The sequence below is a fragment of the Bacillus sp. N5-665 genome, from assembly GCF_022637375.2.
Classification (GTDB): Bacteria; Bacillota; Bacilli; order Bacillales; family Bacillaceae_G; genus Bacillus_A; species Bacillus_A wiedmannii.
In genome coordinates this window covers 1,846,962-1,873,884 of sequence record NZ_CP093325.1, presented here as the reverse complement: position 1 = coordinate 1,873,884, position 26,923 = coordinate 1,846,962, and the positions used below count along the sequence as shown (strand labels likewise).

General features: G+C 34.7%; 24 protein-coding genes and 1 pseudogene. 5 read left to right on the top strand and 20 right to left on the bottom strand.

Annotation, left to right across the window (positions count from 1 at the left end; genetic code table 11):
- Positions 1 to 3: 3 nt before the first annotated feature.
- From MNO09_RS12180 to MNO09_RS12155, 6 genes are all read right to left on the bottom strand, one after another.
- On the bottom strand, positions 4 to 723 hold the full coding sequence (locus MNO09_RS12180; RefSeq protein WP_000440727.1) for a class I SAM-dependent methyltransferase: 720 nt from the start codon (positions 721 to 723) through the stop codon (positions 4 to 6).
- A gap of 149 nt (positions 724 to 872) precedes the next feature.
- Positions 873 to 2,579 carry a peptide ABC transporter substrate-binding protein gene (locus MNO09_RS12175; RefSeq protein WP_000728490.1) on the bottom strand — a complete coding sequence of 569 codons (1,707 nt, stop codon included), beginning with the start codon at positions 2,577 to 2,579 and terminating at the stop codon, positions 873 to 875.
- A gap of 284 nt (positions 2,580 to 2,863) precedes the next feature.
- Positions 2,864 to 4,570: a peptide ABC transporter substrate-binding protein gene (locus MNO09_RS12170; RefSeq protein ID WP_000728448.1), complete on the bottom strand. Its 1,707-nt coding sequence runs from the start codon at positions 4,568 to 4,570 to the stop codon at positions 2,864 to 2,866.
- Between the two features lie 377 nt (positions 4,571 to 4,947).
- Positions 4,948 to 6,660 carry a peptide ABC transporter substrate-binding protein gene (locus MNO09_RS12165; RefSeq protein WP_000727523.1) on the bottom strand — a complete coding sequence of 571 codons (1,713 nt, stop codon included), beginning with the start codon at positions 6,658 to 6,660 and terminating at the stop codon, positions 4,948 to 4,950.
- Between the two features lie 346 nt (positions 6,661 to 7,006).
- Positions 7,007 to 8,044, bottom strand: coding sequence for an LCP family protein (locus MNO09_RS12160; protein ID WP_000432318.1), 1,038 nt, complete (start codon positions 8,042 to 8,044; stop codon positions 7,007 to 7,009).
- Between the two features lie 17 nt (positions 8,045 to 8,061).
- Entirely contained in the window at positions 8,062 to 9,060 is a 999-nt protein-coding gene (locus tag MNO09_RS12155; RefSeq protein WP_000368965.1) for a hypothetical protein, read from the bottom strand.
- On the opposite strand from MNO09_RS12155, the gene MNO09_RS31015 reads away from it, so the two are divergent.
- Positions 9,030 to 9,206: a hypothetical protein gene (locus MNO09_RS31015; RefSeq protein WP_502917726.1), complete on the top strand. Its 177-nt coding sequence runs from the start codon at positions 9,030 to 9,032 to the stop codon at positions 9,204 to 9,206. The two genes, MNO09_RS12155 and MNO09_RS31015, sit on opposite strands and share 31 nt — an antisense overlap.
- Here MNO09_RS31015 and MNO09_RS31010 read toward each other — a convergent pair.
- From MNO09_RS31010 to MNO09_RS12135, 4 genes and pseudogenes are all read right to left on the bottom strand, one after another.
- Positions 9,145 to 9,471: pseudogene (locus MNO09_RS31010) on the bottom strand (sigma-70 family RNA polymerase sigma factor); the annotation flags it as partial. The gene MNO09_RS31015 and the pseudogene MNO09_RS31010 sit on opposite strands and share 62 nt — an antisense overlap.
- 261 nt (positions 9,472 to 9,732) lie before the next feature.
- Positions 9,733 to 10,104, bottom strand: a complete 372-nt coding sequence (locus MNO09_RS12145) for a VOC family protein (protein ID WP_001015954.1) — start codon at positions 10,102 to 10,104, stop codon at positions 9,733 to 9,735.
- Positions 10,105 to 10,154: 50 nt separating this feature from the next.
- Entirely contained in the window at positions 10,155 to 10,961 is an 807-nt protein-coding gene (locus MNO09_RS12140) for an ABC transporter permease subunit (RefSeq protein ID WP_001041452.1), read from the bottom strand.
- Positions 10,954 to 11,847, bottom strand: a complete 894-nt coding sequence (locus tag MNO09_RS12135) for an ABC transporter ATP-binding protein (protein WP_000626605.1) — start codon at positions 11,845 to 11,847, stop codon at positions 10,954 to 10,956. Before MNO09_RS12135 ends, MNO09_RS12140 begins: the two co-directional genes overlap by 8 nt.
- A 155-nt stretch (positions 11,848 to 12,002) precedes the next feature.
- On the opposite strand from MNO09_RS12135, the gene MNO09_RS12130 reads away from it, so the two are divergent.
- The gene (locus MNO09_RS12130; RefSeq protein WP_240515195.1) at positions 12,003 to 12,605 is read left to right on the top strand and encodes a TetR/AcrR family transcriptional regulator; all 603 of its coding nucleotides are present in this window, start codon (positions 12,003 to 12,005) and stop codon (positions 12,603 to 12,605) included.
- A gap of 94 nt (positions 12,606 to 12,699) precedes the next feature.
- Here the strand turns inward: MNO09_RS12130 and MNO09_RS12125 are convergent, their stop codons facing one another.
- On the bottom strand, positions 12,700 to 13,644 hold the full coding sequence (locus MNO09_RS12125; RefSeq protein ID WP_000750563.1) for a helix-turn-helix transcriptional regulator: 945 nt from the start codon (positions 13,642 to 13,644) through the stop codon (positions 12,700 to 12,702).
- Positions 13,645 to 13,726: 82 nt separating this feature from the next.
- Between MNO09_RS12125 and MNO09_RS12120 the strand changes: the two genes are divergently transcribed.
- Entirely contained in the window at positions 13,727 to 14,170 is a 444-nt protein-coding gene (locus MNO09_RS12120) for a VOC family protein (protein ID WP_000171328.1), read from the top strand.
- A gap of 57 nt (positions 14,171 to 14,227) precedes the next feature.
- Here the strand turns inward: MNO09_RS12120 and MNO09_RS12115 are convergent, their stop codons facing one another.
- The 8 genes from MNO09_RS12115 to MNO09_RS12080 all read right to left on the bottom strand — a co-directional run bounded on the left by MNO09_RS12115 (position 14,228) and on the right by MNO09_RS12080 (position 25,192).
- Positions 14,228 to 15,259: an oxidoreductase gene (locus tag MNO09_RS12115; RefSeq protein WP_241950163.1), complete on the bottom strand. Its 1,032-nt coding sequence runs from the start codon at positions 15,257 to 15,259 to the stop codon at positions 14,228 to 14,230.
- A gap of 229 nt (positions 15,260 to 15,488) precedes the next feature.
- Positions 15,489 to 17,912 carry a DNA topoisomerase IV subunit A gene (parC, locus tag MNO09_RS12110; protein WP_001147484.1) on the bottom strand — a complete coding sequence of 808 codons (2,424 nt, stop codon included), beginning with the start codon at positions 17,910 to 17,912 and terminating at the stop codon, positions 15,489 to 15,491.
- A 1-nt stretch (position 17,913) separates the two neighbouring features.
- On the bottom strand, positions 17,914 to 19,878 hold the full coding sequence (gene parE, locus MNO09_RS12105) for a DNA topoisomerase IV subunit B (RefSeq protein ID WP_001062190.1): 1,965 nt from the start codon (positions 19,876 to 19,878) through the stop codon (positions 17,914 to 17,916).
- Positions 19,879 to 20,252: 374 nt separating this feature from the next.
- On the bottom strand, positions 20,253 to 20,666 hold the full coding sequence (locus MNO09_RS12100) for a CoA-binding protein (protein WP_000151395.1): 414 nt from the start codon (positions 20,664 to 20,666) through the stop codon (positions 20,253 to 20,255).
- A 79-nt stretch (positions 20,667 to 20,745) separates the two neighbouring features.
- Positions 20,746 to 21,987: a S1C family serine protease gene (locus MNO09_RS12095; RefSeq protein WP_000542628.1), complete on the bottom strand. Its 1,242-nt coding sequence runs from the start codon at positions 21,985 to 21,987 to the stop codon at positions 20,746 to 20,748.
- 203 nt (positions 21,988 to 22,190) lie between these two features.
- Complete coding sequence (locus MNO09_RS12090; protein ID WP_001044675.1) at positions 22,191 to 22,868, bottom strand: response regulator transcription factor; 678 nt, start codon at positions 22,866 to 22,868, stop codon at positions 22,191 to 22,193.
- A gap of 18 nt (positions 22,869 to 22,886) precedes the next feature.
- Positions 22,887 to 23,339 (bottom strand): anaerobic ribonucleoside-triphosphate reductase activating protein, encoded by a 453-nt coding sequence (nrdG, locus tag MNO09_RS12085; protein ID WP_000867068.1) that lies wholly within the window; start codon positions 23,337 to 23,339, stop codon positions 22,887 to 22,889.
- Positions 23,336 to 25,192 carry an anaerobic ribonucleoside triphosphate reductase gene (locus MNO09_RS12080; RefSeq protein WP_000941750.1) on the bottom strand — a complete coding sequence of 619 codons (1,857 nt, stop codon included), beginning with the start codon at positions 25,190 to 25,192 and terminating at the stop codon, positions 23,336 to 23,338. Before MNO09_RS12080 ends, nrdG begins: the two co-directional genes overlap by 4 nt.
- A 225-nt stretch (positions 25,193 to 25,417) precedes the next feature.
- Between MNO09_RS12080 and plsY the strand changes: the two genes are divergently transcribed.
- On the top strand, positions 25,418 to 26,014 hold the full coding sequence (plsY, locus tag MNO09_RS12075; RefSeq protein WP_000258967.1) for a glycerol-3-phosphate 1-O-acyltransferase PlsY: 597 nt from the start codon (positions 25,418 to 25,420) through the stop codon (positions 26,012 to 26,014).
- Positions 26,015 to 26,122: 108 nt separating this feature from the next.
- The gene (locus MNO09_RS12070) at positions 26,123 to 26,413 is read left to right on the top strand and encodes a HesB/YadR/YfhF family protein (protein ID WP_001054448.1); all 291 of its coding nucleotides are present in this window, start codon (positions 26,123 to 26,125) and stop codon (positions 26,411 to 26,413) included.
- A 26-nt stretch (positions 26,414 to 26,439) separates the two neighbouring features.
- Here the strand turns inward: MNO09_RS12070 and MNO09_RS12065 are convergent, their stop codons facing one another.
- A complete protein-coding gene (locus MNO09_RS12065; RefSeq protein WP_000495804.1) occupies positions 26,440 to 26,859 on the bottom strand; it encodes an acyl-CoA thioesterase in 420 nt (139 codons plus the stop codon).
- Positions 26,860 to 26,923: the final 64 nt, after the last annotated feature.

The window sequence follows — 26,923 nt, the reverse complement described above, 5'->3', positions numbered from 1 at the left end:
TCTTTATTTTTCACATATAAAAATACGATGCCCTAAAATATGTTGGTACATAAGTCGTACATTTTCATGCTGTACCCATGCCTCATATAACTCATTTGGGATAAATTGTGATACATTCCATTCTGGCTCTTCTATATAGCCAGAGATCGTTTCTGCAATTGTACCACCGCCAGCAATTGTAATTCTTTTAAAATTTGCTTTCTGAAATAATTGTACCCATTCATTCTCAGTTAATAGTTCTTTCATCCCGTATAGTTGGGAAATTTTTTCTTCCTCACCCTTATCAATGTGCCTATCAATAATCATTTCAATGACAACAAGCTTACCGTCTTTCTGTAGTACACGATAGCACTCCGAAATAACCCTTTCTTTCTCTGTAAAAGCGAGTATCGATTCTCCAAGTACGAACTCAAATGATTCATGCAAACAAGGCAATTGCTCTACATTTCCTTCAATTAATTGAATGTCTATTCCTTCAAACGACCATCTATCCTTCGCCTTTTGAATCATAATCTCATTCTTTTCAACCGCCGTTACTTTATAACCATATTCTTTTGTCATATATGCCGCTGTTTTCCCCGTACCGCAGCCGATTTCAAGGACATTTGCTCCATATCTAAAAGGCAATTGTGCTAACAATTGTTTTGTTAACGTAAAACCACCAGGATGAGCACTCCCTATTCCGTAATAAGCTAGGAAATCGATGTATGCATTTCGTTCCATGGGATTCTCCCTTTTTTATTTTATATATTCAAGGAAGGAATAAAAGTGCATAGAAAAATCATTTTCAAGTGCTCTAATACCGCAACTTGAAAATGATTTTTCTTTTTATCCCACTATTCACCAGGCAGCCTGATTAAGGTTTCACTTTATTATTTCTCTTCTACATACGCCCATTTGAAACTATATTCCGGACTAATATTATGTTTCACAATTCCCTTTATATTTGGTTTCATTACATAGGATCGAGCATTTTGATATAAAGGTACAAGCGCTACATCATCTTCAAGTAAAATTTTCTCAGCCTTTCCTAACTCTGTCCAACGTTTTTTTGCATCAGCCATCCATTCTGTCTTACTTTTAGTAATAATGTCATCATATTTTGAATCTGAGTAGCTCATCTGGTTCTGAGAATTTGTCGTTTCAAACATATCAAGGTACGTCATTGGATCCGCATAATCTGGATTCCAGCCACCATATGAAAAATCATAATCTTGGTCTGATTCTAATTTAAGCTTTTGCTTAAATGGTTGCAGTTTAATATTTACTGTCACGCCTTTTAGGTTTTTTTCAACTTGATCTTTTACATACTCCCCAACTTTTTTCGCATTACCAGTATCATAATTTAAAAGTTCAATTGTGACTTGATCTTTTCCAAGTTCTTTTTTCGCTTCTTCCCAAGCTGCTGCTGCCTTTTTGGAGTCTTGTTTTAAACCATTTTTGAACGTTTCTGCGAAATCTTTACCGTCTGGTCCACTCGCTAAACCTTTTGGTACTAAGTAATCCACTGGTTTTGAACCATCATTTAAAATGACATTCGTTAAAGCTTTTTTATCAATTGATAATGCGATTGCTTCACGTAGTTTTTTGCTCTTTAACGGTGTATCTTGCCCACCACGTTTTTGGTTTAGACGTAAGTAAAACGTACTTGTTTCCGAATATGCGCCAAACTCCTCTTTATTATTTCTATACTTATCAACAAATTCACCTGATAAAAGTGCAAAATCGATCGCACCTGTATCATATAAATTCACTCTAGTAGCTGGTTCTTTTACTACACTAAAGTTGATTTCATCTAGTTTTACAGTCTTTTTATCCCAATACTGATCATTTTTCTTTAATTTCCAGCCTTGCTCATGCTTCCAATCAGTAAGAACGAACGGTCCGTTATATACTGTTGTATCAGATTCTAAACCGAATTTATTTCCTTTTTCTTTTACGAACTTTTCATTTAATGGATAGTATGACGCAAATGCCATTAAATTCAAGAAATATGGTACTGGTCTTTCTAGTTCTACTTCAAGCGTATAGTCATCTACCGCTTTTACACCTAATGTAGCAACTTCTGCTTTTCCTTGATTAATTGTTTCTGCATTTTTAATATAGTAAGCAATAAATGCATATTCAGCAGCTGTTTTTGGATCTACTAGACGTTGCCATGCAAATACGAAATCTTTCGCCGTTACTGGATCACCATTTGACCATTTTGCATCTTTACGTAATTTAAATGTATATTTTTTACCATCCTCGCTTTTTGTGCTAGATTCTGCCACAGCAGGAATTGGCTTATTATCTTTATCAAGGCGATATAACCCTTCCATCGTATTCCCTAAAATTTGTGCGCCAAGTGTATCTGTACTTTTTGAAGTATCCATCGTCGGAATTTCATTCGTTTCTGTACGATTTAGCACTTGCTTCGCTGCATATTTTATATCAGATTTTTTCTCTTCCCCGCCATTATTAGACGTTGTAGTCGGTTTCTTCTCCCCACCAGAAGATCCAGAACATGCTGTTAACGCCATACTCATTGCTAAAACTGGCACTACAACTGCCGTTAGTTTTTTCATTTTTTTCTTCATTCTTGTACCCTCCCCAATTATATGTACGAAACTAACTTTGAGAGATTTTCTATGAACTTAGTTAGTAATACTTTTTCACCAATTAATATCTTGGTAATTATCCTCATTTTTGAAGTTTCCATTATTTTATTTTCATAGTAACTATGTATTTTACTATTACTACTATACGAATTCTCCCCCATCTACTATATGTCAGTACTACTTTTCTTATTCTTCTCTATTTAATTGAATAGAAAAAGAGCGTGTTAATAGTAATGTTTCTACTTTGAACACGCTCTTTTTTATTATTTCCCTTCCGTTACATAAGCCCACTTAAAACTATATTCTGGACTGATGTTATGTTTCACAATTCCTTTTACATTCGGTTTCATTACATACGCTCTACCTGTTTGATATAAAGGAACTAATCCTGCATCTTCTTCAAGGAATAATTTCTCTGCTTTTCCTAACGTTTCCCAACGCTTCTTCGGATCAGATAATAATTCATTCCCTGCTTTTGCTACCATTTCATCGTATTTTGGATTCGAATAACTCATTTGGTTATACGGGCTCTTCGATTCAAACATATCAATAAATGTCATTGGATCCGAATAATCTGGGCTCCAACCTGCAAACGAAACTTCATAATCTTGTGCTGACTCTAATTTTAGTTTTTGTTTGAACGGCTGAATTTTCGTGTTAACCGTTACACCTTTTAAGTTTTTCTCAATTTGATCTTTAAAGTAGTCAGCAATTTTTTTCGCAGTACCATCATCATAGCTTAGTAATTCAATTGTCACTTGATCTTTTCCAAGTTCTTTTTTCGCTGCTTCCCAAGCTGCTGCACCTTTTTTCGGATCATATTTCAGACCATTTTTAAATGTATCTTGATAATCTTTACCGTCTGGTCCTGTCGCAAGTCCTTTTGGTACTAATTGATCTGTTGCTTTTGAACCGTTATTTAAAATAACGTTTGCTAAACCTTTTTTATCAATTGATAATGCGATTGCTTCACGAAGTTTTTTGCTCTTTAACGGTGTATCTTGTCCGTTACGTTTTTGATTTAAACGTAAGAAGAATGTACTCGCTTCTGAATACTCACCGTACTCCTCTTTGTTCGATTTATACTTATCAACGAATTCTCCTGATAATAATGTGAAATCAATTGATCCTGTATCATATAAATTTACTTTCGTCGCAACTTCTTTTACTACACTGTAGTTAATTTCTTCTAATTTTACAGTCTTATTATCCCAGTACTTATCATTTTTCTTTAGCTGCCATCCTTGTTCATGTTTCCATGAAGCCATCACAAACGGTCCATTATACAACGTTGTATCTGCTTCTAAACCGAACTTATCTCCTTTTTCTTTTACGAATTTCTCATTTAAAGGATAGTATGACGGGAATGCTAGTAAATTTAAGAAATATGGTACTGGCTTTTCTAATTCTACTTCTAGCGTATAATCATCTACCGCTTTTGCTCCTAAATCTGTTAGAGGTTTTTCACCTTTATTAATTGCTTCTGCATTTTTAATATAGAAAGCAATAAACGCATATTCTGCAGCAGTATTTTTATCGAGTAAGCGTTGCCATCCGTATACGAAATCTTTCGCTGTTACAGGATCACCATTCGACCATTTTGCATCTTTACGTAATTTGAATGTATATTTTTTGCCATCCTCGCTTTTCGTACTAGATTCTGCAGCTGCTGGGATTGGCTTATTATCTTTATCAAGACGATATAATCCTTCCATCGTGTTTCCTAAAATTTGTGCCCCTAGCGTATCAGTAGATTTAGAAGTATCCATCGTTGGAATTTCCTGTTGTTCTGTACGATTTAACACTTGTTTCGCTGCGTATTTAATTTCAGATTTTTTCTCTTCCCCACCACCACTAGACGTCGTAGTTGATTTCTTCTCCCCACCAGATCCAGAACACGCTGTCAACGCCATACTCATCGCTAAAACTGGCGCTACAACCGCCGTGAACTTTTTCATCTTTTTCTTCATTTTTGTACCCTCCCCAATTATATGTACGAAACTAATTTTGATAGATTTTCTAATAACTAGTTATCAGAAAATTCTTATTAATTAATATTCTACTAATTTTTCGGGTTTTGTAAAGCTATTTTTAAAATATTCTAAAAATTATTCTTTTATTATAGTAACAATTGTTTTTTTTACTATTATCACTATACAAATCCTTCCTTATATCTATTGATTTATTTACATTTAATCTCATAATAAAAGAGCATTCCAAAAGTAAATAGTCTACTTTTGAAATGCTCTATCATTTTATCTTACTATTGTGGACGATGAGATTCTCACTACAAAATAAGCTAAGAAACGTGTATATATCCACTTAAAGATAGTATTACTGTTTAAAATTATTTTCCATCTTTTTCAGTCATGTATGCCCACTTGAAGCTATACTCTGGGCTAATGTTATGATGAACGATGCCTTTTGCATTTGGTTTTTGAACGTATGCATCACCACGTTGGTATAAAGGTACAAGTGCTACATCTTGCTCAAGAAGTAATTTCTCAGCTTTTCCTAGCTCTTCCCAACGTTTCTTCGCGTCACCCATTAATTCTCCGCCAGCTTTTTTGATCATATCATCATATTTTGAATCAGCGAAGCTCATTTGGTTATGAGAATGATTAGACTGGAACATATCTAAGAATGTCATTGGGTCAGCGTAGTCAGGTCCCCAACCAGCAAATGATATATCATAGTCTTGCTCTGTTTCTAATTTCAGCTTTTGTTTGAATGGCTGAAGTTTAATATTAACAGTTACACCTTTTAAGTTTTTCTCAATTTGATCTTTTACATATTCCCCAACTTTTTTCGCATTACCAGTGTCATAGTTTAATAGCTCAATTGTAACTTGGTCTTTCCCAAGCTCTTTTTTCGCTTCATTCCATGCAGCTGCTGCTTTTTTCGCATCTGGTTTAATACCATTTTTAAATGTTTCTTGGAAGTCTTTACCGTCTGGTCCAGTTGCTAATCCTTTCGGTACTAAGAAGTCCGCAGGCTTAGATCCATCATTTAAAATAACGTTTGATAAATTCTTTTTATCGATTGAAAGTGCGATTGCTTCACGTAATTTTTGGCTCTTTAACGGTGTATCTTGTCCACCACGTTTTTGATTCATACGTAAGAAGTAAGTACTTACTTGTGAGTATGAGCCAAACTCTTCTTTATTGTTTCTATACTTATCAACGAATTCACCTGTTAATAGCGCGAAATCAATTGCATTTGTATCATATAAGTTTACTCTTGTAGCTACTTCTTTTACTACACTATAATTGATTTCATCTAGTTTTACAGTCTTTTTATCCCAATATTGATCGTTTTTCTTTAGTTTCCAGCCTTGCTCATGCTTCCAATCAGTAAGAACGAACGGTCCGTTATATACTGTTGTATCAGACTCTAAACCGTATTTATCCCCTTTTTCTTTTACGAACTTCTCATTTAATGGATAGTACGATGGGAATGCTACTAAGTTTAAGAAGTATGGCACTGCTTGTTCTAATTCAACTTCTAAAGTAAGGTCGTCTACTGCCTTTACTCCTAGTTCAGTTACAGGTTTTTCACCTTTATTAACCGCTTCTGCATTTTTAATTGGGAATGCGATAAATGCATACTCAGCAGCTGTTTTTGGATCTAATAGGCGTTGCCATGCGTATACGAAATCTTTCGCTGTTACAGGATCACCATTTGACCATTTTGCATCTTTACGTAATTTAAATGTATATTTTTTACCATCCTCACTCTTCGTGCTTGACTCTGCAGCAGCTGGGATTGGTTTGTTATCTTTATCTAATCGATATAAACCTTCCATTGTGTTCCCTAAAATTTGAGAACCTAATGTATCAGTATTTTTAGAAGTATCCATTGTTGGAATCTCATTTGTTTCTGTACGATTTAGCACTTGTTTCGCTGCTAATTTTTCTTCTGATTTGCTATCTCCACCAGAGCTAGAATTTGTGCTTGTTTTCTTATCTCCGCCTGATGTAGAACATGCTGTCAATGCCATACTCATTGCTAAAACTGGTGCTACAACTGCTGTTAGTTTTTTCATTTTTTTCTTTTTCACTTTCTGTACCCTCCCTAATTCTTAACGCTCTCATTTAAGAATTTTCTGATAATTCTGTTTTTCTTTATATATTTATCAGAAGATTCTTATTAACTATTATTCTACTAATTTTTCGAGTTTTGTAAAGTGTTATTATTGAAAATTTTTAAAAAATTATTTTTTTACAGTAATATTCATAAAAATTCCATACTCTTTCGAAACACTATATCTCATTGAATTCTATGTATTGATTTAATAGTCTTTATCTCCCTACACTATAAAACACTTGTAAATTATTGTTAATAAATAATGTATATCGTAACAAACCTCTTTTCTACAAAAATAAAAAGCAGACATTACGCCTGCTTCAATTCTCCTCAATCTGCTTTTCACTTAATCCTAGATGTGTTCTAAGCGTATTACTCAAACTCTGTAGATCTTTTTTATTAGGGTTATAATAATATACACGTTGCCCATTCGGACCGTTAGGTAAATATAAATCATCTCCGCCTAATTGAATCTTTTCAACTGAACCATTTAAACCGTATTTATAAAAAGATAAAATATCATCCATTACTAAATTTGTTTTAAAATCGCCTTCAATCGCCTCAACTACTTTTTCTAGCTTCGTAATCGAGCCTACACTTTTTAATTTACTTAACATCGCTTCAATAACAAGTTGTTGGCGCTGACCTCTCATTGCATCACTATCAATATGACGCGTTCTTGCCAGTGCAAGTGCTTCTTCCCCTGTTAATTTTTGTAGTCCTTTTTTCAAATGGATTGCGTCAGGTTCATCTTTACTATTTTGCTCCGTAAATTCAACTGGGACATTTACTTCAATCCCATCTAATCCATCAACAATTTTAGTAAATGCATTAAAATTAAACTTCACAAAATAATCAACAGGCACTTGTAACAATTTTTCTACCGCTTCCACTGAAGCTTGCGGTCCTCCATCTTTACCATTTTTAACGAAACCACTTCCATATGCATGTGTTATTTTATCTTTTTTCTTTTCAACTGGAACATATGTATATGTATCACGTGGTATGCTCGTTAATTTCACTGTCTTATCATCTTTATTAAAAGTAGCTAACAGTAGTGCATCTGTATGAAAAGCACCATTATACTCCTTTTGTCGTTCTTGATTTTCATCAATTCCCATAATTAAAAGTGAAACATTATTTGTAATTGGTTTTACGGCGTTCTCACGTAAGTTTGATTTTTCACCACGCGCTAAATTCAAACTAGACTTTTGTACGAGATTAGAAGTTTTCATATACACATAAGCACTGTATCCAACTCCGCCAAATAGTAATACTACTAACAAGACACTTATTACCGTTGTCTTCTTATATTTTCTTTTATTTTTCTTTTCTCTTGAAGAAGAGGTATTCTCCATATATTTCCCTCCGTTTTCTATTCACCTAATATGTTTTTCAATTTTTCATAATTAGCGCTATCCTTTTGAAATACATTCTCTTTCAATCCTTTGTTTATTTGTATCCATTCAGTCGTAATCGAATATTGAATCATACCTTCGTGGAAACTAAGGAATTTTAGCATAATCCCTGTATTTTTCTCTACAATCATTTCAAATTTCCCTCTTAAATCTTCAGATGTACTTACAGGCATTTCTATGTTTATTGTCCCTTCTATTTTGTAGCAATCCAGTCCAAGATACTTCGTTTCTTTATAATTCCAATCTTTATATCGAATTAATAGATCCGCAAATTCTGATTGCATACTATACTTCGCGAATCCCACATATTCATCATCGTATCTTTTTTTCTCGCCTGATTTTCTCAATAACCTTTCTGTGGGATTTAATTTTAATAGTTCATAGTTTTTTTCCTTCGGGCTCCATTTTGTCTCTTTATATGTATACTTCTCATCATCAAATTCTTTTTTCTTGCCCTCGTTATATATAATTGTTCGTTTTTTCGCTAGTTTATCTTCTTTCGAAGAGATACCACTTTGTTGCTCCGTATCAATCGCATATTTGTATGTTGTAGCAATTCTTGACGAACTAGAATATTCCTCAAATTGTCCTGAAATATTTTTAAAATGATCAATGGAATCCAACATCTTTTCATGAATTTTTTCTTTATCTGGATAATTTACGTTCGATTTTATTTCTTCTTCATTTTCATAATCAGAAAACGCCTTTTTCTTTACGTATTCAAATACTCCACCATTTTGAGCAAAAATTTGATCAGAAAACTCCGACATAGACACAATTGAAAGTGTTAGAACCGCTGCACTTATAACCATCATATAAACTCTGTAACCTTTCTTTTTTACAGGGAGATTATGTAGTGTACGATTAATCTTTTCATTTAACTCTGGCGGTACTATAACATTCTCGTCTTTTATTCTCTTTTTTAATTTCTCATCAAATAATTTTTTATTATCCACTCTTTACACCTCCTATTCCATCTTTAATCGTTTTTGCAGTTGTTCCCTCGCACGTGACAATCTCGATTTCACTGTTCCTTTTGGTATTTCTAAAAGCTTTGCTATACTCTCTTGATTCATATCTTCATAATAATAAAGAACCGTAACAGCTCTTAATTCTTCATGTAACGATTGAATCGCATTACACAAATCTATATCTTCATACTGATCACACGCACTCATATTGTAATCATTCTCTTCTGTCACAATTACCTTTTTATACGCTCTAATAATATTGTTACACTCATTCATTAAAATTCGAATTAACCAAGTTTGAAAAAACTCTTCTTTTTTTAATTTTTTTATATTTTCATAGGCTTTTAAAATTGTTGCCTGTATCGCATCCTCTATATTTGTCTCATCACGTAACATAGCCTTTGCAATACGATACATCTTCATTTTTTCTGTATGTATAAGCGCCATAAAAGCTTCATGATCACCTTTTTTCGCTAAGGAAACATCGGTTTCTTCTTTTACAATCATTTTATATAAAGGGATTACTTTCACAATTGCTCCTCCTGTTTCATCCTCACTTCAAATTTAACTTTACATGTATTAGACGGATGAGCCTAGAAAAAGGTTCATTTTTTGAATATTTCCATAAAAAAAGGTAAACATTCTTCATGTTTACCTTTACTCAGATGTAATTCTAAGGAAATATCCATCTGGATCGACAACTTTAAATCCCCGCATCTCCCACGGATAAGTTTGAATTTCTTCTTGTATTGTGCATCGCTTCTCTTTACAACGTTCATATACTTCTTCAATCCGATTGACAACAATAATTAGTTCAAAGCCATTCCCCTTCATGTCTTTCCGATTGTAAAAATAGTGATTTTCACTCAATGTTGAATCAGTAGCTAGTAACAGAGAAAAGTGATCGTGATTAAAGCGTGCTGCATGCATACTTCTTTTATACAACTGTAAACCAATTACTTCTTCATAAAACAATAATGACTTCTCAATATCATTTACATATAGCTTAACCCGGAACAAATGATTCATTCGTTTCCTCCTCATCAAAAAAAGCCCACTTTCTCAGTGGACTTTCTACTTTACAACGGTAAATCCCTTTTCCTAAACACTACAATTGCTACTATGAAAATACAAAGTGCTCCAGCAGTTAAACCTATACTCACTGGCCATATATTATACGTTCCCTCAGCAATTTCTTTCGGACGAAATAGCGTAAATAATGATATATTTCTCATCCACTCTAACTTATCGCTTAATTTACCTACCATATCCGTTACGAAAAATAAAATAGTTAAACTTGCTGAGTAGCTAAGTGCCTTTCTTTCGTCATTACATATACAAGAAAAGAAAAATGAATACGCACTAACGACTAAAAATATTAACCCACCGACTATATTTATCTTCAGGAATAATTCTTTATTTAAGTTATTATCTTGTAGAAACCACTCTGCACCTACTATACCCGCTACATACGTAACAGTTACTATGATTAGTAGCCCTAATACGAGAATAGCCGCTTGCGTGATTGCAATTTGCACTCTAGATACAGGTGTTGCTAGCAAGTATGCCATCGCTCCTTTATCAACATGACGAGCAATTAAATGCGTTGCAACTGTTACACAAAAAATTGTTAATATGATAATAAACAATAGACTATAATATTCGCCAGCTAAAAAATCCATTACGTTTTGAATCGGACTTTCCATTCCAACAATTTTTTTCACACTATCAGGCATAGCACTTATTAATTCATTTAACCCTTTCGCTGATACCATTGAAGGGAAGATCCAAATTAACAACCATAAATATAGAGCTGCACCAGTTGCATAACTCAAAATACTTTTTTGTGTTTCTTTCAAACTAGCTAAAAACAATTGCTTATTCATGCTTTATCCCTTCTTTCTTATCATAATAATGCATAAATAAATGTTCTAAATCCATTGCTCTCGTTTGAAGCGCCGTTACATTATAGTTTGAAAGTGTTTGTAAAACAGTTTGATAGTTTCCTTGCACAATAATCGATGCTTCTCTACCTTTCACCGCTTCAAATTGCAAATTACATTGTGTAAGAGATTCAATCTCTTCTTGCGATGATACGGTTACATCTATTACCTGTCGTCTCAAGCTTTGTAAATCATGAATATTTTCAACCGTTACAAGGCGACCATCTTTAATTATAGCCACTCTGTCACAAGTTCTCTCAATCTCAGTAAAAATGTGCGATGACATAAGGATTGTTTTCCCTCTTTGCTTTTCTTCTAATATTAAATCTATAAACACTTGCTGCATAAGTGGATCGAGTCCTGAAGTCGGTTCATCTAAAATTAACACTTCCGGATCATGCATAAAAGCAGCAACAATTCCTACTTTTTGCTTCATTCCTTTAGACATTTTTCGAATCGGTGTTTTCACATCAAATTGTAGACGTTCTATTAATTCATCTCGTCTTTTCGTATCCTTTAAGCCGCGCATTCCTTGCATTAACTTTAAAAACTCTAATCCGTTCATTCCTTCAATAAAAGAAATTTCTCCTGGTAAATAACCAACTTCCCTTTGAATCTTTGCGGCATCATTCCAACAATCTAATCCGAAAATTAAAGATTTTCCAGCTGTCGGTTTTATAAATCCCATTAAAGTACGAATTGTTGTGGATTTCCCAGCACCATTTGGTCCTAAGTAACCAAATACTTCCCCTTCTTTTACATCAAATGTAATATGAAACAAACCTTTTCCATTTGAAAACTGTTTTGTGACATTTTGAACTGAAATCATAATTCCACCTCATTTTTTGAAATATTTAATATGTGATATTTCAAAATTATTGTACTCCTCATCTTTCATATTCGCAACAACTTTTTGAAATATTTATATGTCCATATTTCAAAAATATTGTTTTCCATTATTTTTTCTTGTATATTTTAATTGAGGTGATTGCATTGAACGGCTTTGAAAAAGTGAAAGAAAAGAAAAAACGTGCTATTAAAGAAGCTGCTTTCGTATTATTTTCAGAACGTGGATTTAATGAAGTGAAAATAGAGCACATTGCAAAAGAAGCAAACGTTTCTCAAGTTACCATTTATAATCATTTCGGAAGTAAAGAAGCATTATTTAGAGAGCTTATACAAGAATATATCATATCTGAATTTCAATATTATAAAGATCTTGCAGCGGAAAAATTACCTTTTCATGATATGATGCAAAAAATGATTGTAAGAAAAATGAATACTGGTGGGTTATTTCAGCCAGATATGTTACTACAAATGATGCAAAGAGATGAAGAGCTCCGAGAATTTATTTATAGTTATCAAAACGAAAAAATCCTACCTTGGTATTTAGAAATATTAGAACAAGCACAGCAAAAAAATGAAATTAACCCTCACCTTACTAAAGAAATGATGTTACTATACATTCAAATGTTCACTAAACTAGGTGATGATTTCGGGGCTCAGCTTCTTGAAGGAGATCGCGAAAAACATATACAAGATATCGTTACGATGTTCTTTTATGGACTGTCCGTCCCAGAAAAATAATTTTTTCTAAAGAATAAATAAAATCACAAAAAAGCCCTTTGGATATTTAAATCTCAAGGGCTTTTTCATGTCAATAAAATGATTAAAACTAACTTTATCTTAAAGCAGTTAAATGCTGCTTTATAGATAATACCTTATTATAGATTAACTCTTTTAGCATAACTGGCTGAATTGAGATAATCGTTTCACCGAAATTCAGAAAATAACTTGAAATAAATTCAACTTCTTGCTTGTTAAAATAGCCTGTTATACTATAATTTTCATTTCCTTTTTGTATCTTCATGGAAGGATAATTCTCTTTATCAAAAATGTCTTTTCCTTTTTGATTAACAATGACACGAAAATCAATTGCATCCGGCTTTCTGTGAAAAGTAGTAAGATAACTTAATAATTCTTCAAGATTTTTTGGATTCGTATTGCTTGTTTCCACAATAGAAAGAATTTTATCACATCTAATTATTTGAACATGATTTGTCTCAAAATTAAAGATTTTAGCATACCACTGGCCAAATTTAGATTCTATTCGAATAAATTGGGCGACCAATACTTTCTCCTCATCTTTTTTTAAATATGTTAAATGATAAACTCGCTCAGCAAAAATTCCCTGTAAAATTTCTTTTAAGAACGGACTAAAATTACTATGATTTGTTACTTCAAAAGAAAGCGTTCGTTCCATAATTGAAATATTTTTACTCACATTATCAGGTAATACATGTTTAAATTTATTTTCAAGTGCAATACTTTCTATATTAAATGGTTTCGTCTTGTATCCATTTAATGTAAGAATCGAAAAGTATAACGCATACATTTCATCCACACTAAAATAAATTGGCGATAACACGCTATTTTCTATAATTTTATAACTTCCATTTCTACCTAGTTCAGAATATATTGGTACACCTATTTCTTCCAATGATTGAATATCTCGTAAAGCTGTACTTTTAGAAATAGCATATCTAACCATTAAATCCTTTAAATTAAAATGCCTTTTATTATTTAAGAAAATAAGCATATCATTAATTCGTTCCGTTTTTTTCATATTTCCCTCCCGAAAGGTGTCATGTATTGAAACCTTTTTAGTCTATATTATAATTATTAACTAATAAAGGAGTTATATATTTATGACATTAGAAATAGCTATTTTTCTTTCAATGAATGGGCATGCAAAGGAGGCAATTAATTTTTATACACGCAATTTAGAAGCTAAGCAGTTAATGATTGTTACGTATGAAGAACTGGCGAAAAGAGATCGTTCTTTTAAAATTACAAGTGAAAATAAGGATCATATTGCTCACTCTGTTTTAAAAATTGGGAATACAAAGCTAATGATAGCAGAAGATACAATGAATCCTAAGGAACGTTATAACGTTGGAAATAACATGTCACTTTGCATTCAAAGTGCTAATTTAGAAGAAATACAAAGATTTTATAATAATTTAGTTTCCGATAAGAACGTGAAGGTAATCTCTCCACTAGAAAAAAATATCTTTAGTGAAGCATATGGTATTATTGAAGATCCATACGGCATACAAATCCAGTTAATGTATGACAAACGATTAGGCTAAATAATTAGCCCTATTCACATATTCTCAATAAAAAAAGACACGAAATTCGTGTCTTTTTTATTTTACAGTGATAACTCTACCCGTTTCACTACTTTTAATCGCTAATTGAATAAGTCGAATAACTTCTATGCCTTCTTGTGCTGTTACAGGTGGTTTCTCACCATTTATAATACTATCTCTTACACCTTTATAATACATATCATAACAGCCAACTTCTGTCGAAATACGCTCTAGCTTTTCTTCCGTGTCTAAAGTAGCGAAATTCTCTTCAGCATCTACTCCATAACCGTTATCGCCTGGCTTCATTCCATTTTTTAATTGTTCTTCCTGTGAATCCATACCGTATTTCACGATAGAACCTTTATCTCCATGCAGTGTAAAGTGTGGACCTGCTTGCTTTACGTAACTGCTACTATGTAAAGTGACACGTTTCACACCGTAGTGAAGTATAACACGGAAGTAATCATCAATCTCTGCACCTGGTCGTTGTTTGATTACATCTGCACTTATCGCATCTGGTTTCCCAAATAATGATATTGCTTGGTCAATTAAATGCGACCCTAAATCATATAATATCCCTGATCCTGGTAAATTCTTTTCTCTCCAGCGATCTCGTACATTCGGGCGAAAACGATCGAAATGCGCTTCATATGCGTATAGATTCCCTATTCTGTTTTCTTCTAACAATTTCTTTATCGTTAAGAAATCATTATCAAAACGGCGATTATGATATACGCTTAACACCACATTATGCTGTTTTGCTAATGAAATTAGTTCTTCGCCTTCTTCAATTGAAACAACGAATGGCTTCTCCACAACTACATGCTTACCATGTAAAATTGCTTCTTTTACATATGGAAAATGAGTTGTATTCGGTGAAGTAATGACCACTAAGTCAATATCAGCACGATTTACTAATTCCTCAATTGTGCCAACAACTTCAGCATTTGGTAATGCTTGTTTCACGAGTTCTTCTTTTGATGATAAAATAGCACGAATATCATATTCTTCTATCGTTTGTAATAATGGAATGTGAAATGTTGTACTAGAAAATCCAAATCCTACAATTCCTACACCTATTTTTTTCATGTTGCCCCTCCATTTATCCCGCTTTAACGGACAGTAAGACCCCTACCTCAAAATTCAGCGAAAGTAAAGAAGTTAGTTGAGGAATCAACTGCTCGTAAAAGTCCGATTGATTAAAGTTTCACTTTATGAGAACGATTTCATTCAGTTATTATAACAAGATTATTATTATTTACATAATAATTTGCCTAGAAAAAAGCATCTTGCCATTATTCATAGCAAGATGCCTTTTTTACTCCGGTCGTTTTTTCGTCCACGTTTCAATAACTTCACCTGTATCGTTAACATCTAGCACTAAACTACCGTTACTATACCGGTCTTTATTTCGATACGCTTTCGGATCAATTTCTTCTACAATGTGTTTCTCTGTCTTCATGTAAACTAGTTCATCGTCTCTAACAATTTCAATACCGACAATACGGTATGGATTACGTTTTAACTCCTTGAAAATAACAAGACCTCGCTTCGCCCTCGTTGATTTCTCAATTTCTGATGCTTTTAGACGTTTTACAGCACCGCGCTGCGTTACGAGAATAAGTTGATCTTTGTCACCATTTAACGGTTTACCAGAAGCGACATAATCATCTTCTTTTAAGTTAATTGCTTTCACACCAGCGGCCCTTACACCGACTGGACTTACTTCATCTTCATGGAAAATAAGTGCATATGCACCATAGGTTGCAAGAACAATATCACTCGTTCCATCTGTTGCAAATATATCTACAACATAATCATCTTTTTTCAAATTCACAGCGACGAACGCTCTTGAATAACGCTGAACTTTATATTGGTTTAATTCTGTTTTCTTAATCATACCATTTCGTGTAACAAATACAATAAATCGTTTTTCTTCTTCAAAGTTCGGTACGACGGTCGCCCAAATAATCATTTCATCCCGCTCGAGCGAAACGAGATTCGCAACGTGTTGACCTAAATCTTTCCAACGAATTTCTGGCATTTCATATACTGGCAGATATATATAGTTTCCTTTATTCGTAAATAAGAGGACTGTCTCTGTCGTATTCGTATCGAATCGCTCCAGTAAGATGTCACCCTCTTTCATACCGAAGTCTTTCCCGTTCGATGCATTATGTGAACGCCAACCTGTTCGTTTCACATATCCTTCTTTCGTTACAGTAACGATGACATCTTCCTGCGGAATCATAACTTCCACATCGATTTTAATTTCCTCAATTTGTTCTTCAATAATAGCACGGCGATCATCACTATATGTTTTCTTTACTCTCTTCAAATCTGTTTTAATAACTTGAAAAAGTCTTTTTTCACTTTGTAAAATTGCCTGTAATTCTGCAATTTTTGTACTTAATTCATCCGCTTCTTTTTCTAGTGCTGTAATATCTGTATTTGTTAAACGATATAATTGCAACGAAACGATTGCTTCTGATTGTGCTTCTGTAAAGCCGAATTTAGCACTTAAGTTATCTTTCGCATTACGCTTATCTTTAGAAGATCTAATCGTTTCGATTACTTGATCTAAAATTGATAATGCTTTCATTAAACCTTCAACAATATGTTGACGATTTTCCGCTTTTCGTAATTCATACTGAGAACGCTTTGTTACAACTTCTTTTTGGTGTCCAATATATGCATCCAAAATTTTTGGTAACGTCATAAGTGTAGGACGACGATTATTTATCGCAACCATATTAAAGTTATATGGAATTTGTAAATCTGTATTCTTATATAAATAATTTAAAATACCTTCAGCATTTACTTCTTTTTTTAACTCTACAACGATACGAAGACCTGTACGATCTGTCTCATCACGTACTTCAGCAATTCCATCTAGTTTTTTATCTAGACGTAATTCATCCATTTTTTTAACAAGGTTCGCTTTATTTACTTCATACGGAATTTCTGTAATAACGATTTGTTGCTTACCACCACGAATCGTTTCAACTTCCGCTTTTCCGCGAATAATAATTTTACCTTTTCCTGTTTCATACGCTTTTTTAATACCATCAATCCCTTGAATAATACCACCGGTCGGGAAATCTGGCCCTTTCATAACTGTTAATAAATCATCAACAGTACTATTCGGCTTATCAATACGCATCATCGTCGCATCAATTACTTCCCCAAGGTGATGCGGAGGAATTTCTGTTGCATAACCAGCTGAAATCCCTGTAGATCCGTTCACTAATAAGTTCGGGAACATTGCTGGTAATACAACAGGTTCTTCACTCGTATCATCGAAGTTTGACACAAATTCCACTGTTTCTTTATCAAGATCACGTAATAACTCAGATGCAATTGGTGATAATCGAGCTTCCGTATAACGCATTGCCGCTGCTGGATCGCCATCAACACTACCATTATTACCATGCATTTCAACTAAAACGTTACGTACTTTCCAAGTTTGACTTAAACGTACCATCGCCTCATATACAGAGGAATCACCGTGCGGATGGTAATTACCAATAACGTTACCGACTGTTTTAGCTGATTTACGAAACGCTTTATCATGTACATTTCCTTCTACATACATGGAATATAAAATACGTCTTTGTACCGGTTTTAAACCGTCACGCGCATCTGGAAGCGCGCGATCTTGAATAATATATTTACTATAACGTGCAAAGCGGTCACCTAACACGTCTTCAAGCGGGAGGTCATGAAACTTCTCTGCCTGCATGTTATTCCACCTCCGTCTCCATAATCATTTCATTTTCTAAAATATTTCCTTCTTCTTGCATACCAAATTGTACATTTCGTTCGATCCATTTACGGCGAGGTTCTACTTTATCACCCATCAATGTCGTAACTCGGCGCTCCGCTCTTGATGCATCGTCAATTTTCACACGAATCAATGTACGTGTTTCAGGATTCATAGTTGTTTCCCATAATTGATCGGCATTCATTTCGCCAAGTCCTTTATAGCGCTGCAGCATGTAGCCTTTACCGACTTTTTTTGTTACACCATCTAATTCTTCATCAGACCATGCATACTCAATCACTTCACTCTTACCTTTTCCTTTACTTACTTTGTATAAAGGAGGAAGTGCAATAAATACTTTGCCAGCTTCGATAAGTGGTTTCATATATCTGTAGAAGAACGTTAGTAACAATACTTGAATGTGCGCACCATCTGTATCAGCATCGGTCATAATTACAACTTTATCGTAGTTAATATCTTCAACAGCGAATTCATTCCCTACACCACCGCCAATAGCGTAAATGATTGTATTAATCTCTTCATTTTTAAAGATATCAGCAAGTTTTGCTTTTTCTGTATTGATTACTTTACCACGTAACGGTAATACCGCTTGGAAACGTCGATCTCGACCTTGTTTCGCGGAACCGCCGGCAGAGTCACCCTCTACTAGGTACAGTTCATTTTTTTGCGGGTTACGTGATTGTGCTGGTGTTAACTTACCACTTAATGTACCTTCTGATTTCTTTTTCTTTTTACCAGTACGCGCTTCTTCTCTCGCTTTACGAGCAGCTTCACGTGCTTGCGCTGCTTTAACTGCCTTTCTCACAAGAAGTGTAGCAACATCCGGGTTTTCTTCTAAAAAGTAAGCTAAATGCTCAGATACAATTGCATCAATTGAAGAACGAGCTTCACTTGTACCAAGTTTCCCTTTCGTTTGCCCTTCAAACTGAAGTACTTCTTCTGGTACACGTACAGAAACGATAGCCGCTACACCTTCACGAATATCTGTACCTTCTAAGTTTTTATCTTTTTCTTTTAATAACGATACTTTACGAGCATACTCATTGAACACACGCGTCATTGCTGTTTTAAATCCAGCTTCGTGTGTTCCCCCATCTTTTGTACGTACGTTATTTACAAACGAAAGAATGTTTTCTGAATAGCCATCGTTAAACTGGAATGCTAACTCTGCTTCAATTCCGTTTTGTTCACCAGTGAAGTATACAACCGGATGAATCGAATCTTTCTCTTCGTTTAAGTATGAAACGAAAGCTTCAATTCCTGTTTCATAATGAAAGACATCCTCTAAATCATTACGTTCATCTTTTATCGAGATTTTCATTCCTTTTAATAAGAATGCAGATTCACGTAATCTCTCACATAATGTTTCATAATTGTAATTTGTTGTACTGAAAATCGTTGTATCTGGTTTAAAATGTATTGTCGTACCAGACTCTTTCGTCTTCCCGATCTTCTCCAGTGTCGTTGCAGGAATACCACCATTTTCAAAGCGTTGTTCATAAATATTTCCGTCACGTTTAATCGTTACTACTAACCATTCTGACAAGGCATTTACAACTGATGCCCCAACACCGTGTAAACCACCACTCGTTTTGTAACCACCTTGACCAAATTTACCACCGGCATGAAGTACAGTTAAAATGACTTCAGGTGTAGGTTTCCCAAGTTTATGCATTCCCGTAGGCATCCCTCGCCCTTTATCTATAACGCTAATACTATTATCTTTATGTATTACGACAGAAATTTCGTCGCCAAATCCCGCTAACGCTTCATCAACGGAGTTATCTACTATTTCATATACTAAATGATGCAATCCACGGCTATCCGTACTCCCGATATACATACCCGGGCGTTTTCGAACGGCTTCAAGTCCTTCTAGCACTTGAATTGCATCTTCATTATATTGGAACTGATGCTTCGCCAAACTCCTTGCCCCTTTCCTAATCAAATCAGAACATATGTTTCTATTATAGAATAACGCCTCGACTATAGTTTTGGCAAGTTATCTTATCTCTTTTATATACCATTTTCAATAGAAAAATCCTTGTTTTTTCACAAGGATTCCTCTAGGCTACTATTTCAGAAAAATAATCGTTTGTCAACGAGAAATGGATATGTATGCCAAGATTATACATTCCAAACCTTTATCATGATCCAAATGATCAATATCCAAAATGGGATAACAAGTAACAATCCCCAAAAACAGCCTTTAAAAAATCTCATGATGAACACCTCGTTCATCGGCCCTACTTATTTATAACGAGGGCTGAATCAATCTTTCTCTCTTTAAAACCTATACTATTTTGTCATCGCATGTTCTACTTTAATGCAACGATCCATTATTACAGTATAGCCTGTTTCTTGCAAAAGTTTATATGTATCTTCATCTTGTACTCCTAATTGTGCCCAAAAAACATCTGCATCAATCTCTACAAACTCTTTCGCAACATCCATTAAAAATTCTGAACGGCGGAATACATTTACAATGTCCACATGTTCCTTAATATCCTTTAGTGAAGAAACTGCTTTTTCTCCAAGCACCTCATTTACTGTTGGGTTTACTGGAATAATGCGATACCCAGCATCTTGCATTGCTTTTGAAACCATATACGATGTACGTTCTGGCTTATCCGATAATCCAACAACTGCAATCGTTTTGCTTTTCTTTAATACTTCACCAATTTCCGTACGAGTTGGGTTTTCAATTGTCATAATCTATCCCTCCTATTCCTTTAGTATAGCCGATAAAGAAAGTCTCTTTCAATATGAAAGAGACTTTCTTTTATTTCAATTATTGATTCTTTGTAGCTGAATTATCTGCTAAAGTAGCTGTTTTCGTCATTTTTTGACCGTTACGATAGAATGTAACTTCTACTTTCTCGCCTACTTTTTTCTTTTCATATAAATATTTACGGAATTGAAGTGAATTTTCTACTTTTTGATCATCTAATGATACTACAATATCATATTGCTCTAAACCAGCTTTTTCTGCAGGTGATATTGGGTAAATTTTACCTAATACAACGCCGTTTGTTACTTCTTTCGGTACTTTCAATTGATTTACTGCATAAGCTTGCACATCTTCTAATGAAACGACACCTACTCCAAGAGCTGGACGTTTCACCACTCCGTCTTTTTCAAGTGATTCAATAACTGGCTTTGCAATATTAATTGGAATAGCAAATCCAATTCCTTCAACTTCTTGTTGTGCAATTTTACTTGAATTAATCCCAATTATTTCACCATTTTGGTTAAACAACGCACCACCACTATTACCTGGGTTAATTGCTGCATCTGTTTGAATAACTTGAGCATTCCAATCTGCACGCTTATCGCCATCGATATCTACTGGAATTTCACGTTCTTTGCTACTAATAATACCTTCCGTTACACTTCCATCAAACCCTAGTGGGTTACCAATTGCAATCGCTTTTTCACCCGCACGAAGTTTACTTGAATCACCTAAAGTGGCAACTTTATTTACATTAGATCCATCAATTTCTACAACCGCTAAATCTAACCAAGGGTCTTTCCCTACAAGTTTTGCATCTACCTTTTTACCATCACTTAGTTTTACAGCAAGTTTATTTGCTCCATCTACTACATGGTTGTTCGTTACAATATACGCTTTATTTCCTGCTTTTTTATAAATAACACCTGATCCTGAGCCAGCTTGTTGTTCTTGGCCTGTCGGTTGCATTGCAAATGGATCAACACTTTGTTGCATATTAATAACACCTACAACTACATCTTTCGCGCCTTCAATCATACCAGGTAAATCAGTTTCATTTTTTGCTTTATTGACCACAGGAACTACAGTACCTTCAACTTTTGAATCCGAACTGAATGATGATACAACCGCTCCATTATTTTGAGCCCATGGCATATATGGTGCCGCAAAACTAATTGTGACAGCCCCGACTACTGCTCCAACTAAACCTGTGAAAAAATATCCTTTTTTACTACCTGTTTTTTTCATTTCTCTCGTTTCACTATGCTCTTCATTCAAATTCGGTCCGTCGTAATATCCCATGTTTTATTTCCCCTCTCTGGTGAATTCGTACTTTCAGTATAGTCACAGTTTGTGTCCTTCTTGTGAACTCATCGTGAAATCCAATTAAAAAAATACTCTTATCTATCATTGTAGACAAGAAAAGTATTTTTTGTACATTCCACCTACAAAAGAGAGTATAAATTTGCTATATCCCAAAGCCAAAGCGCATAGTAATTTAACGGTTATTCTTCAAATTTGTAACCCACTCGAATAACAGTACCGATATGCTTCGCTTTATCTCCTAGCTTATTTCGTAGTTTTTTAATATGAGTATCAACCGTTCGGTCATCACCGTAGTAATCATATCCCCATAACTGATCTAATAAATGTTGACGTGACAACACAATTCCTTTGTTCTCCATTAAATAAACAAGAAGTTCAAATTCCTTATGTGTCAATATAATTTCTTCTCCATCTACTAAAACGGTTCTAGATAGACGATTCACTTCTATTCCAGCTAAAGACATGGCATTTTCTTCCGCTACTCCTACCACACCATCCGCACGTTTCAATAACGTCTTTGCACGAGCTACTAACACTTTCGGGCTGAAAGGTTTCGTTACATACTCATCCGCACCTAATTCGAATCCTAGTAATGTATCATCCTCATCCGAACGTGCTGTCAACATAATGATTGGTACTGCTGATTCTTTTCTAATTCGTCTACAAACAGACCATCCATCTATTTCTGGTAACATTATATCTAACATAATTAAATCAATTTCATGCTCTGCAAATAATTCTAACGCTATTTTTCCGTCTTCTGCTTCGATTACTTCAAAGCCTTCATTACGAAAATAATCACTAACGATTTCACGTAATCTTCTTTCATCTTCAACAAGTAATACTGTTTTATTCATATAATCTATCCCGCCTTTTTACTCTTTCAATCGAATAATACGTTGATTGGAGCTTCCGCGAAATGGAAGTGTTAAATCTTTTTTCTCGATTTCAAATCTTCCATCGACTAAAACATCCCCATAATGTAACAACTCTATCATATCATTATTTTGAGAACTCTGTATCTCTTCTAACGTATAACCTGTATACATCCAAAGATTTTTTTTCAAGTCTTTCACAGCTTTTGCTACTTTTTTCACTTCAGCAGCTTGAAAAAATGGATCTCCACCTGAAAATGTTACATCAGTTAATGAATTACTTGCAATCTCGTTCACAATTTCTTCTACTGTCATTTCAGTTCCATTACAAATATTCCACGATTTCGGATTATGGCAACCGAAACAACGATGCGGACAGCCCGCAAAAAACACGACTGTCCGCAACCCTTCCCCATCTACTACACTATCATGAATGATGTTCATCACTTTCATTTATGCTTCACCCGATCCATCTCTTCACTACGTTTCGCACTATTCCACTTCGACATATCTCCTACAAGATAACCTGTTATACGGCGAATTCTTTCTATATTAGCCTCGTCTCCATTTCCGCAACTTGGACATTCATTACCAATAACTCCGTGATAACTGCAGCATTTACAACGATCAACAGGATGATTAATTGAACCGTACCCAACGCCATGTTCTGCCATCGCTCGTACAATTTGTTTTAACGCCTGTTTGTTATGCATAGCTGCTCCGTCTAGTTCAATGTACGTAATATGTCCCCCGTTACATAGGGCATGGAAAGGTCCTTCTAAACGAATTTTATTTATCGCTTGCATGTTATAATAAACTGGAATATGGAATGAATTCGTATAATAATTATGGTTCGTTATACCGCTAATCACACCAAATTCTTCCCTATCTTTTTTCACAAACTTCCCTGATAACCCTTCCGCAGGAGTTGCAATTACTGAGAAATTCAGTTCATGTTCTTCCGTTGCTTTATCCATTCTATCTCTCATAAAGGAAATGATTTCATACCCGAGTTTCCATGATTCTTCATCTTCTCCATGATGCTTTCCTGTTAAAGCTACTAAGCACTCCGCAAGACCGATAAAACCAAGACTTAACGTCCCTTGCTTTAAAATGGATGCTACAGAATCTTCAGGCTGTAATTTCTCTCCACCGCGCCATACACCTTGTGAATATAAAAATCGAAAATCTCTTGCTCGCTTCGTACATTGATACTCAAATCTCTCTAATAATTGCTTAATTCCTAAATCTAAGTAATAATTTAACGCTTCAAAAAATGCTTCTTTTGAACCACTAATTAACGCTAATTTCACTAAGTTGATAGACGTAAATGATAAATTGCCTCTTCCAATCGCTGTTTCTTCTCCATGTATGTTAGACATAACACGGGTACGACATCCCATATAACATACTTCACTTTCCGGTCGTCCGTCATAATGTACTGCATTAAATGGCGCATCTAAAAATGAAAAGTTAGGGAATAATCGTTCAGCCGTTGTCTCTAACGCTAATTCAAATAAATCATAGTTCGGATCACATTCTTCAAAGTTCACACCTTTTTTCATTTTTAAAATTTGAATTGGAAAAATTGGTGTTTCCCCCTTACCAAGACCAGCTTGTGTCGCTTTTAAAAGCTGTCTAACTAATAACCGTCCCTCTTTTGATGTGTCTGTTCCATAATTAATAGAAATAAACGGTACTTGTCCCCCGCCCCTACTATGCATACTATTTGAATTATGAACGAAAGCTTCACACGCCTGATACGTATCATTTTCTGTTTCTTTCCATGCAAATTCTTCTATTTGTTCTTTCGTAAGCGGATATGACTGTAATCGTTTCTTATGTCTCGCTACTGTTTTTCTCACATATGGAGCTAAATCAATATCAAAGAGTGCAAATGATTGACCACCGTGCTGCATATTTTGATTCGCCTGAAAAATAATAGACGCAAGAGCCAATGCACTTTTAATATCCTGCGGTTGTCTCATATGCCCATGTCCGGTATGAAAACCGTTCGCAAGCATTTGCGCTAACGGAATTTGCGAACAAGTCGTCGTTCCTGTCGCATAAAAATCTAAGTCATGTGGATATAATATATTTTGATTTATCGCTTTTTTCACTTGATCTGACAATAAATTTTCAACTGCATAATATTTCGCACTCTCTGATGCGAACGTTCCCATTACTCCCATCGGAGAGCGACCATCTACATTTGCATTTTCTTGCATTAAATCTTGCTCACTACCGTGGACAATCGTCTCAAATACTCTCATTAATTCTTCTCCACGTACATTTCGTTGTAACATTTATAACCCTCCACCAATATGTTGTTGTCTTTTGATTAAAATGTTACTACATATAGTCTTGGTGTTTCTGTGAGAAATGTAACATTCCTGTGAAATTTTTTTCACGAAATAATGAATTTTTCATTTACAAAAAAGAAATGTGCTCTTTACAAATGTATGGTACAATATACGGGAAAAACTCTTTTTACCCTTTATCAACACATTTGAATAAAGGAGACTGAACTTATGGTTACTACATATCTTTTATTTATCGTTGCCTACTTACTTGGCTCGATTCCATTCGCACTAGTCGTTGGAAAAATCGGCTACGGAATCGATATTCGTGAGCACGGAAGCGGTAATCTAGGCGGAACAAATACATTCCGCACACTAGGGAAAAAAGCAGGTTTTATCGTTACAATTGCTGACATTTTAAAAGGTACATTAGCAACAAGTCTACCGATTATTTTCGGATTAGATGTTCACCCATTATGGTTCGGGTTAGCAGCTGTTCTTGGACATGTGTATCCGATTTTCGCGAAATTCCGTGGTGGTAAAGCTGTTGCAACTTCTGCTGGCGTGCTATTATGCTACTCTCCAGTTGTTTTTGCAATATTAGCTGTTGTCTTTTTTAGCCTTTTATTTACAACAAGATACGTATCACTTTCTTCTATGGTAACAGCCGTCGTTGCTGTTATTGCATCCATTGTTAGCGGGGATAAAATCTTCATTATTGCGATGTGTTTATTAGCAGGTATGGTTATTTATAAACACCGTGCAAATATCGGACGAATTATAAATAAAACTGAACCGAAAGCAAACTTTTCAAAAAAGCAAAAATAAGATCGTAACCCACATAACGCAAAAAGAAAACGTGAAGCATATTAATAGCGTCTTTTTGCGTTATTTTTTATACTAAAGAAAAAGCAACATAATTTGGAGGAACTATACATGAATCTTTCCGTAACAAAAGAAGCAGCACAATGGTATAAAAACGAATTAAACTTACAATCGGGTGAAACACTACGCCTTTTCGTACAATACGGCGGTTGCAGTACTGTGCAAAAAGGACTTTCTTTAGGTATTCGTAAAGATGATCCTGCACATCCTGCTGTTCAAACTCAAGAAGAAGGTATTAACTTCTTTATTGAAGGCGACGATGAGTGGTTCTTCGATGGACATAATTTAGCTGTTACATTTAACGACGGTGATGATTTCCCGCAATTTAATTATGAAAAATAAAAAAGCGTGGCTTCTGCCACGCTTTTTTATTTTTTCTTAATTTCCTCATATTTCGCATACCACTCTGGATATAACTTTTTAAATGATACGGGCCTAAATCCTTCTTTTTTCGCGCAAATATTCGTCGTACTTGCAGTAATACAAAGTTCACCTTCACCGTTATATATTTCATAACCATATACAACGCGAAGCGGACTAACAGTATCAATCCACGTTTTCACAATTGCTTTTTCTCCGTAACGCATCGCTTTACGATATGAAATTTGCAAGTCTAACACAGGAGAAATAATTCCCTCTTTCTCCATTTCAACATATGAAAATCCTAAATCTTGTATAAGTTTCGTGCGACCTAGTTCAAGCCACACCAAATAGTTTGAATGGTAAACAACACCCATTTGATCTGTTTCCGCATAACGGATTTCAACTTCATGTTCTGCTACAAACATATGTATTCGCCTTCTTTCACTTCTGCTGCCTTGCATACATTTAATCATAATACAGTGACATCAA

Excerpts from the sequence above, each read along its gene's own strand:
- MNO09_RS12180 (WP_000440727.1), bottom strand. The coding sequence starts at position 723 with ATGGAACGAAATGCATACATCGATTTCCTAGCTTATTACGGAATAGGG.
- MNO09_RS12175 (WP_000728490.1), bottom strand. The coding sequence starts at position 2,579 with ATGAAGAAAAAAATGAAAAAACTAACGGCAGTTGTAGTGCCAGTTTTA.
- MNO09_RS12170 (WP_000728448.1), bottom strand. The coding sequence starts at position 4,570 with ATGAAGAAAAAGATGAAAAAGTTCACGGCGGTTGTAGCGCCAGTTTTA.
- MNO09_RS12160 (WP_000432318.1), bottom strand. The coding sequence starts at position 8,044 with ATGGAGAATACCTCTTCTTCAAGAGAAAAGAAAAATAAAAGAAAATAT.
- MNO09_RS12145 (WP_001015954.1), bottom strand. The coding sequence starts at position 10,104 with ATGAATCATTTGTTCCGGGTTAAGCTATATGTAAATGATATTGAGAAG.
- MNO09_RS12140 (WP_001041452.1), bottom strand. The coding sequence starts at position 10,961 with ATGAATAAGCAATTGTTTTTAGCTAGTTTGAAAGAAACACAAAAAAGT.
- MNO09_RS12135 (WP_000626605.1), bottom strand. The coding sequence starts at position 11,847 with ATGATTTCAGTTCAAAATGTCACAAAACAGTTTTCAAATGGAAAAGGT.
- MNO09_RS12125 (WP_000750563.1), bottom strand. The coding sequence starts at position 13,644 with ATGAAAAAAACGGAACGAATTAATGATATGCTTATTTTCTTAAATAAT.
- MNO09_RS12120 (WP_000171328.1), top strand. The coding sequence starts at position 13,727 with ATGACATTAGAAATAGCTATTTTTCTTTCAATGAATGGGCATGCAAAG.
- MNO09_RS12115 (WP_241950163.1), bottom strand. The coding sequence starts at position 15,259 with ATGAAAAAAATAGGTGTAGGAATTGTAGGATTTGGATTTTCTAGTACA.
- parC (WP_001147484.1), bottom strand. The coding sequence starts at position 17,912 with ATGCAGGCAGAGAAGTTTCATGACCTCCCGCTTGAAGACGTGTTAGGT.
- MNO09_RS12100 (WP_000151395.1), bottom strand. The coding sequence starts at position 20,666 with ATGACAATTGAAAACCCAACTCGTACGGAAATTGGTGAAGTATTAAAG.
- MNO09_RS12095 (WP_000542628.1), bottom strand. The coding sequence starts at position 21,987 with ATGGGATATTACGACGGACCGAATTTGAATGAAGAGCATAGTGAAACG.
- MNO09_RS12090 (WP_001044675.1), bottom strand. The coding sequence starts at position 22,868 with ATGAATAAAACAGTATTACTTGTTGAAGATGAAAGAAGATTACGTGAA.
- nrdG (WP_000867068.1), bottom strand. The coding sequence starts at position 23,339 with ATGAAAGTGATGAACATCATTCATGATAGTGTAGTAGATGGGGAAGGG.
- MNO09_RS12080 (WP_000941750.1), bottom strand. The coding sequence starts at position 25,192 with ATGTTACAACGAAATGTACGTGGAGAAGAATTAATGAGAGTATTTGAG.
- plsY (WP_000258967.1), top strand. The coding sequence starts at position 25,418 with ATGGTTACTACATATCTTTTATTTATCGTTGCCTACTTACTTGGCTCG.
- MNO09_RS12070 (WP_001054448.1), top strand. The coding sequence starts at position 26,123 with ATGAATCTTTCCGTAACAAAAGAAGCAGCACAATGGTATAAAAACGAA.
- MNO09_RS12065 (WP_000495804.1), bottom strand. The coding sequence starts at position 26,859 with ATGTTTGTAGCAGAACATGAAGTTGAAATCCGTTATGCGGAAACAGAT.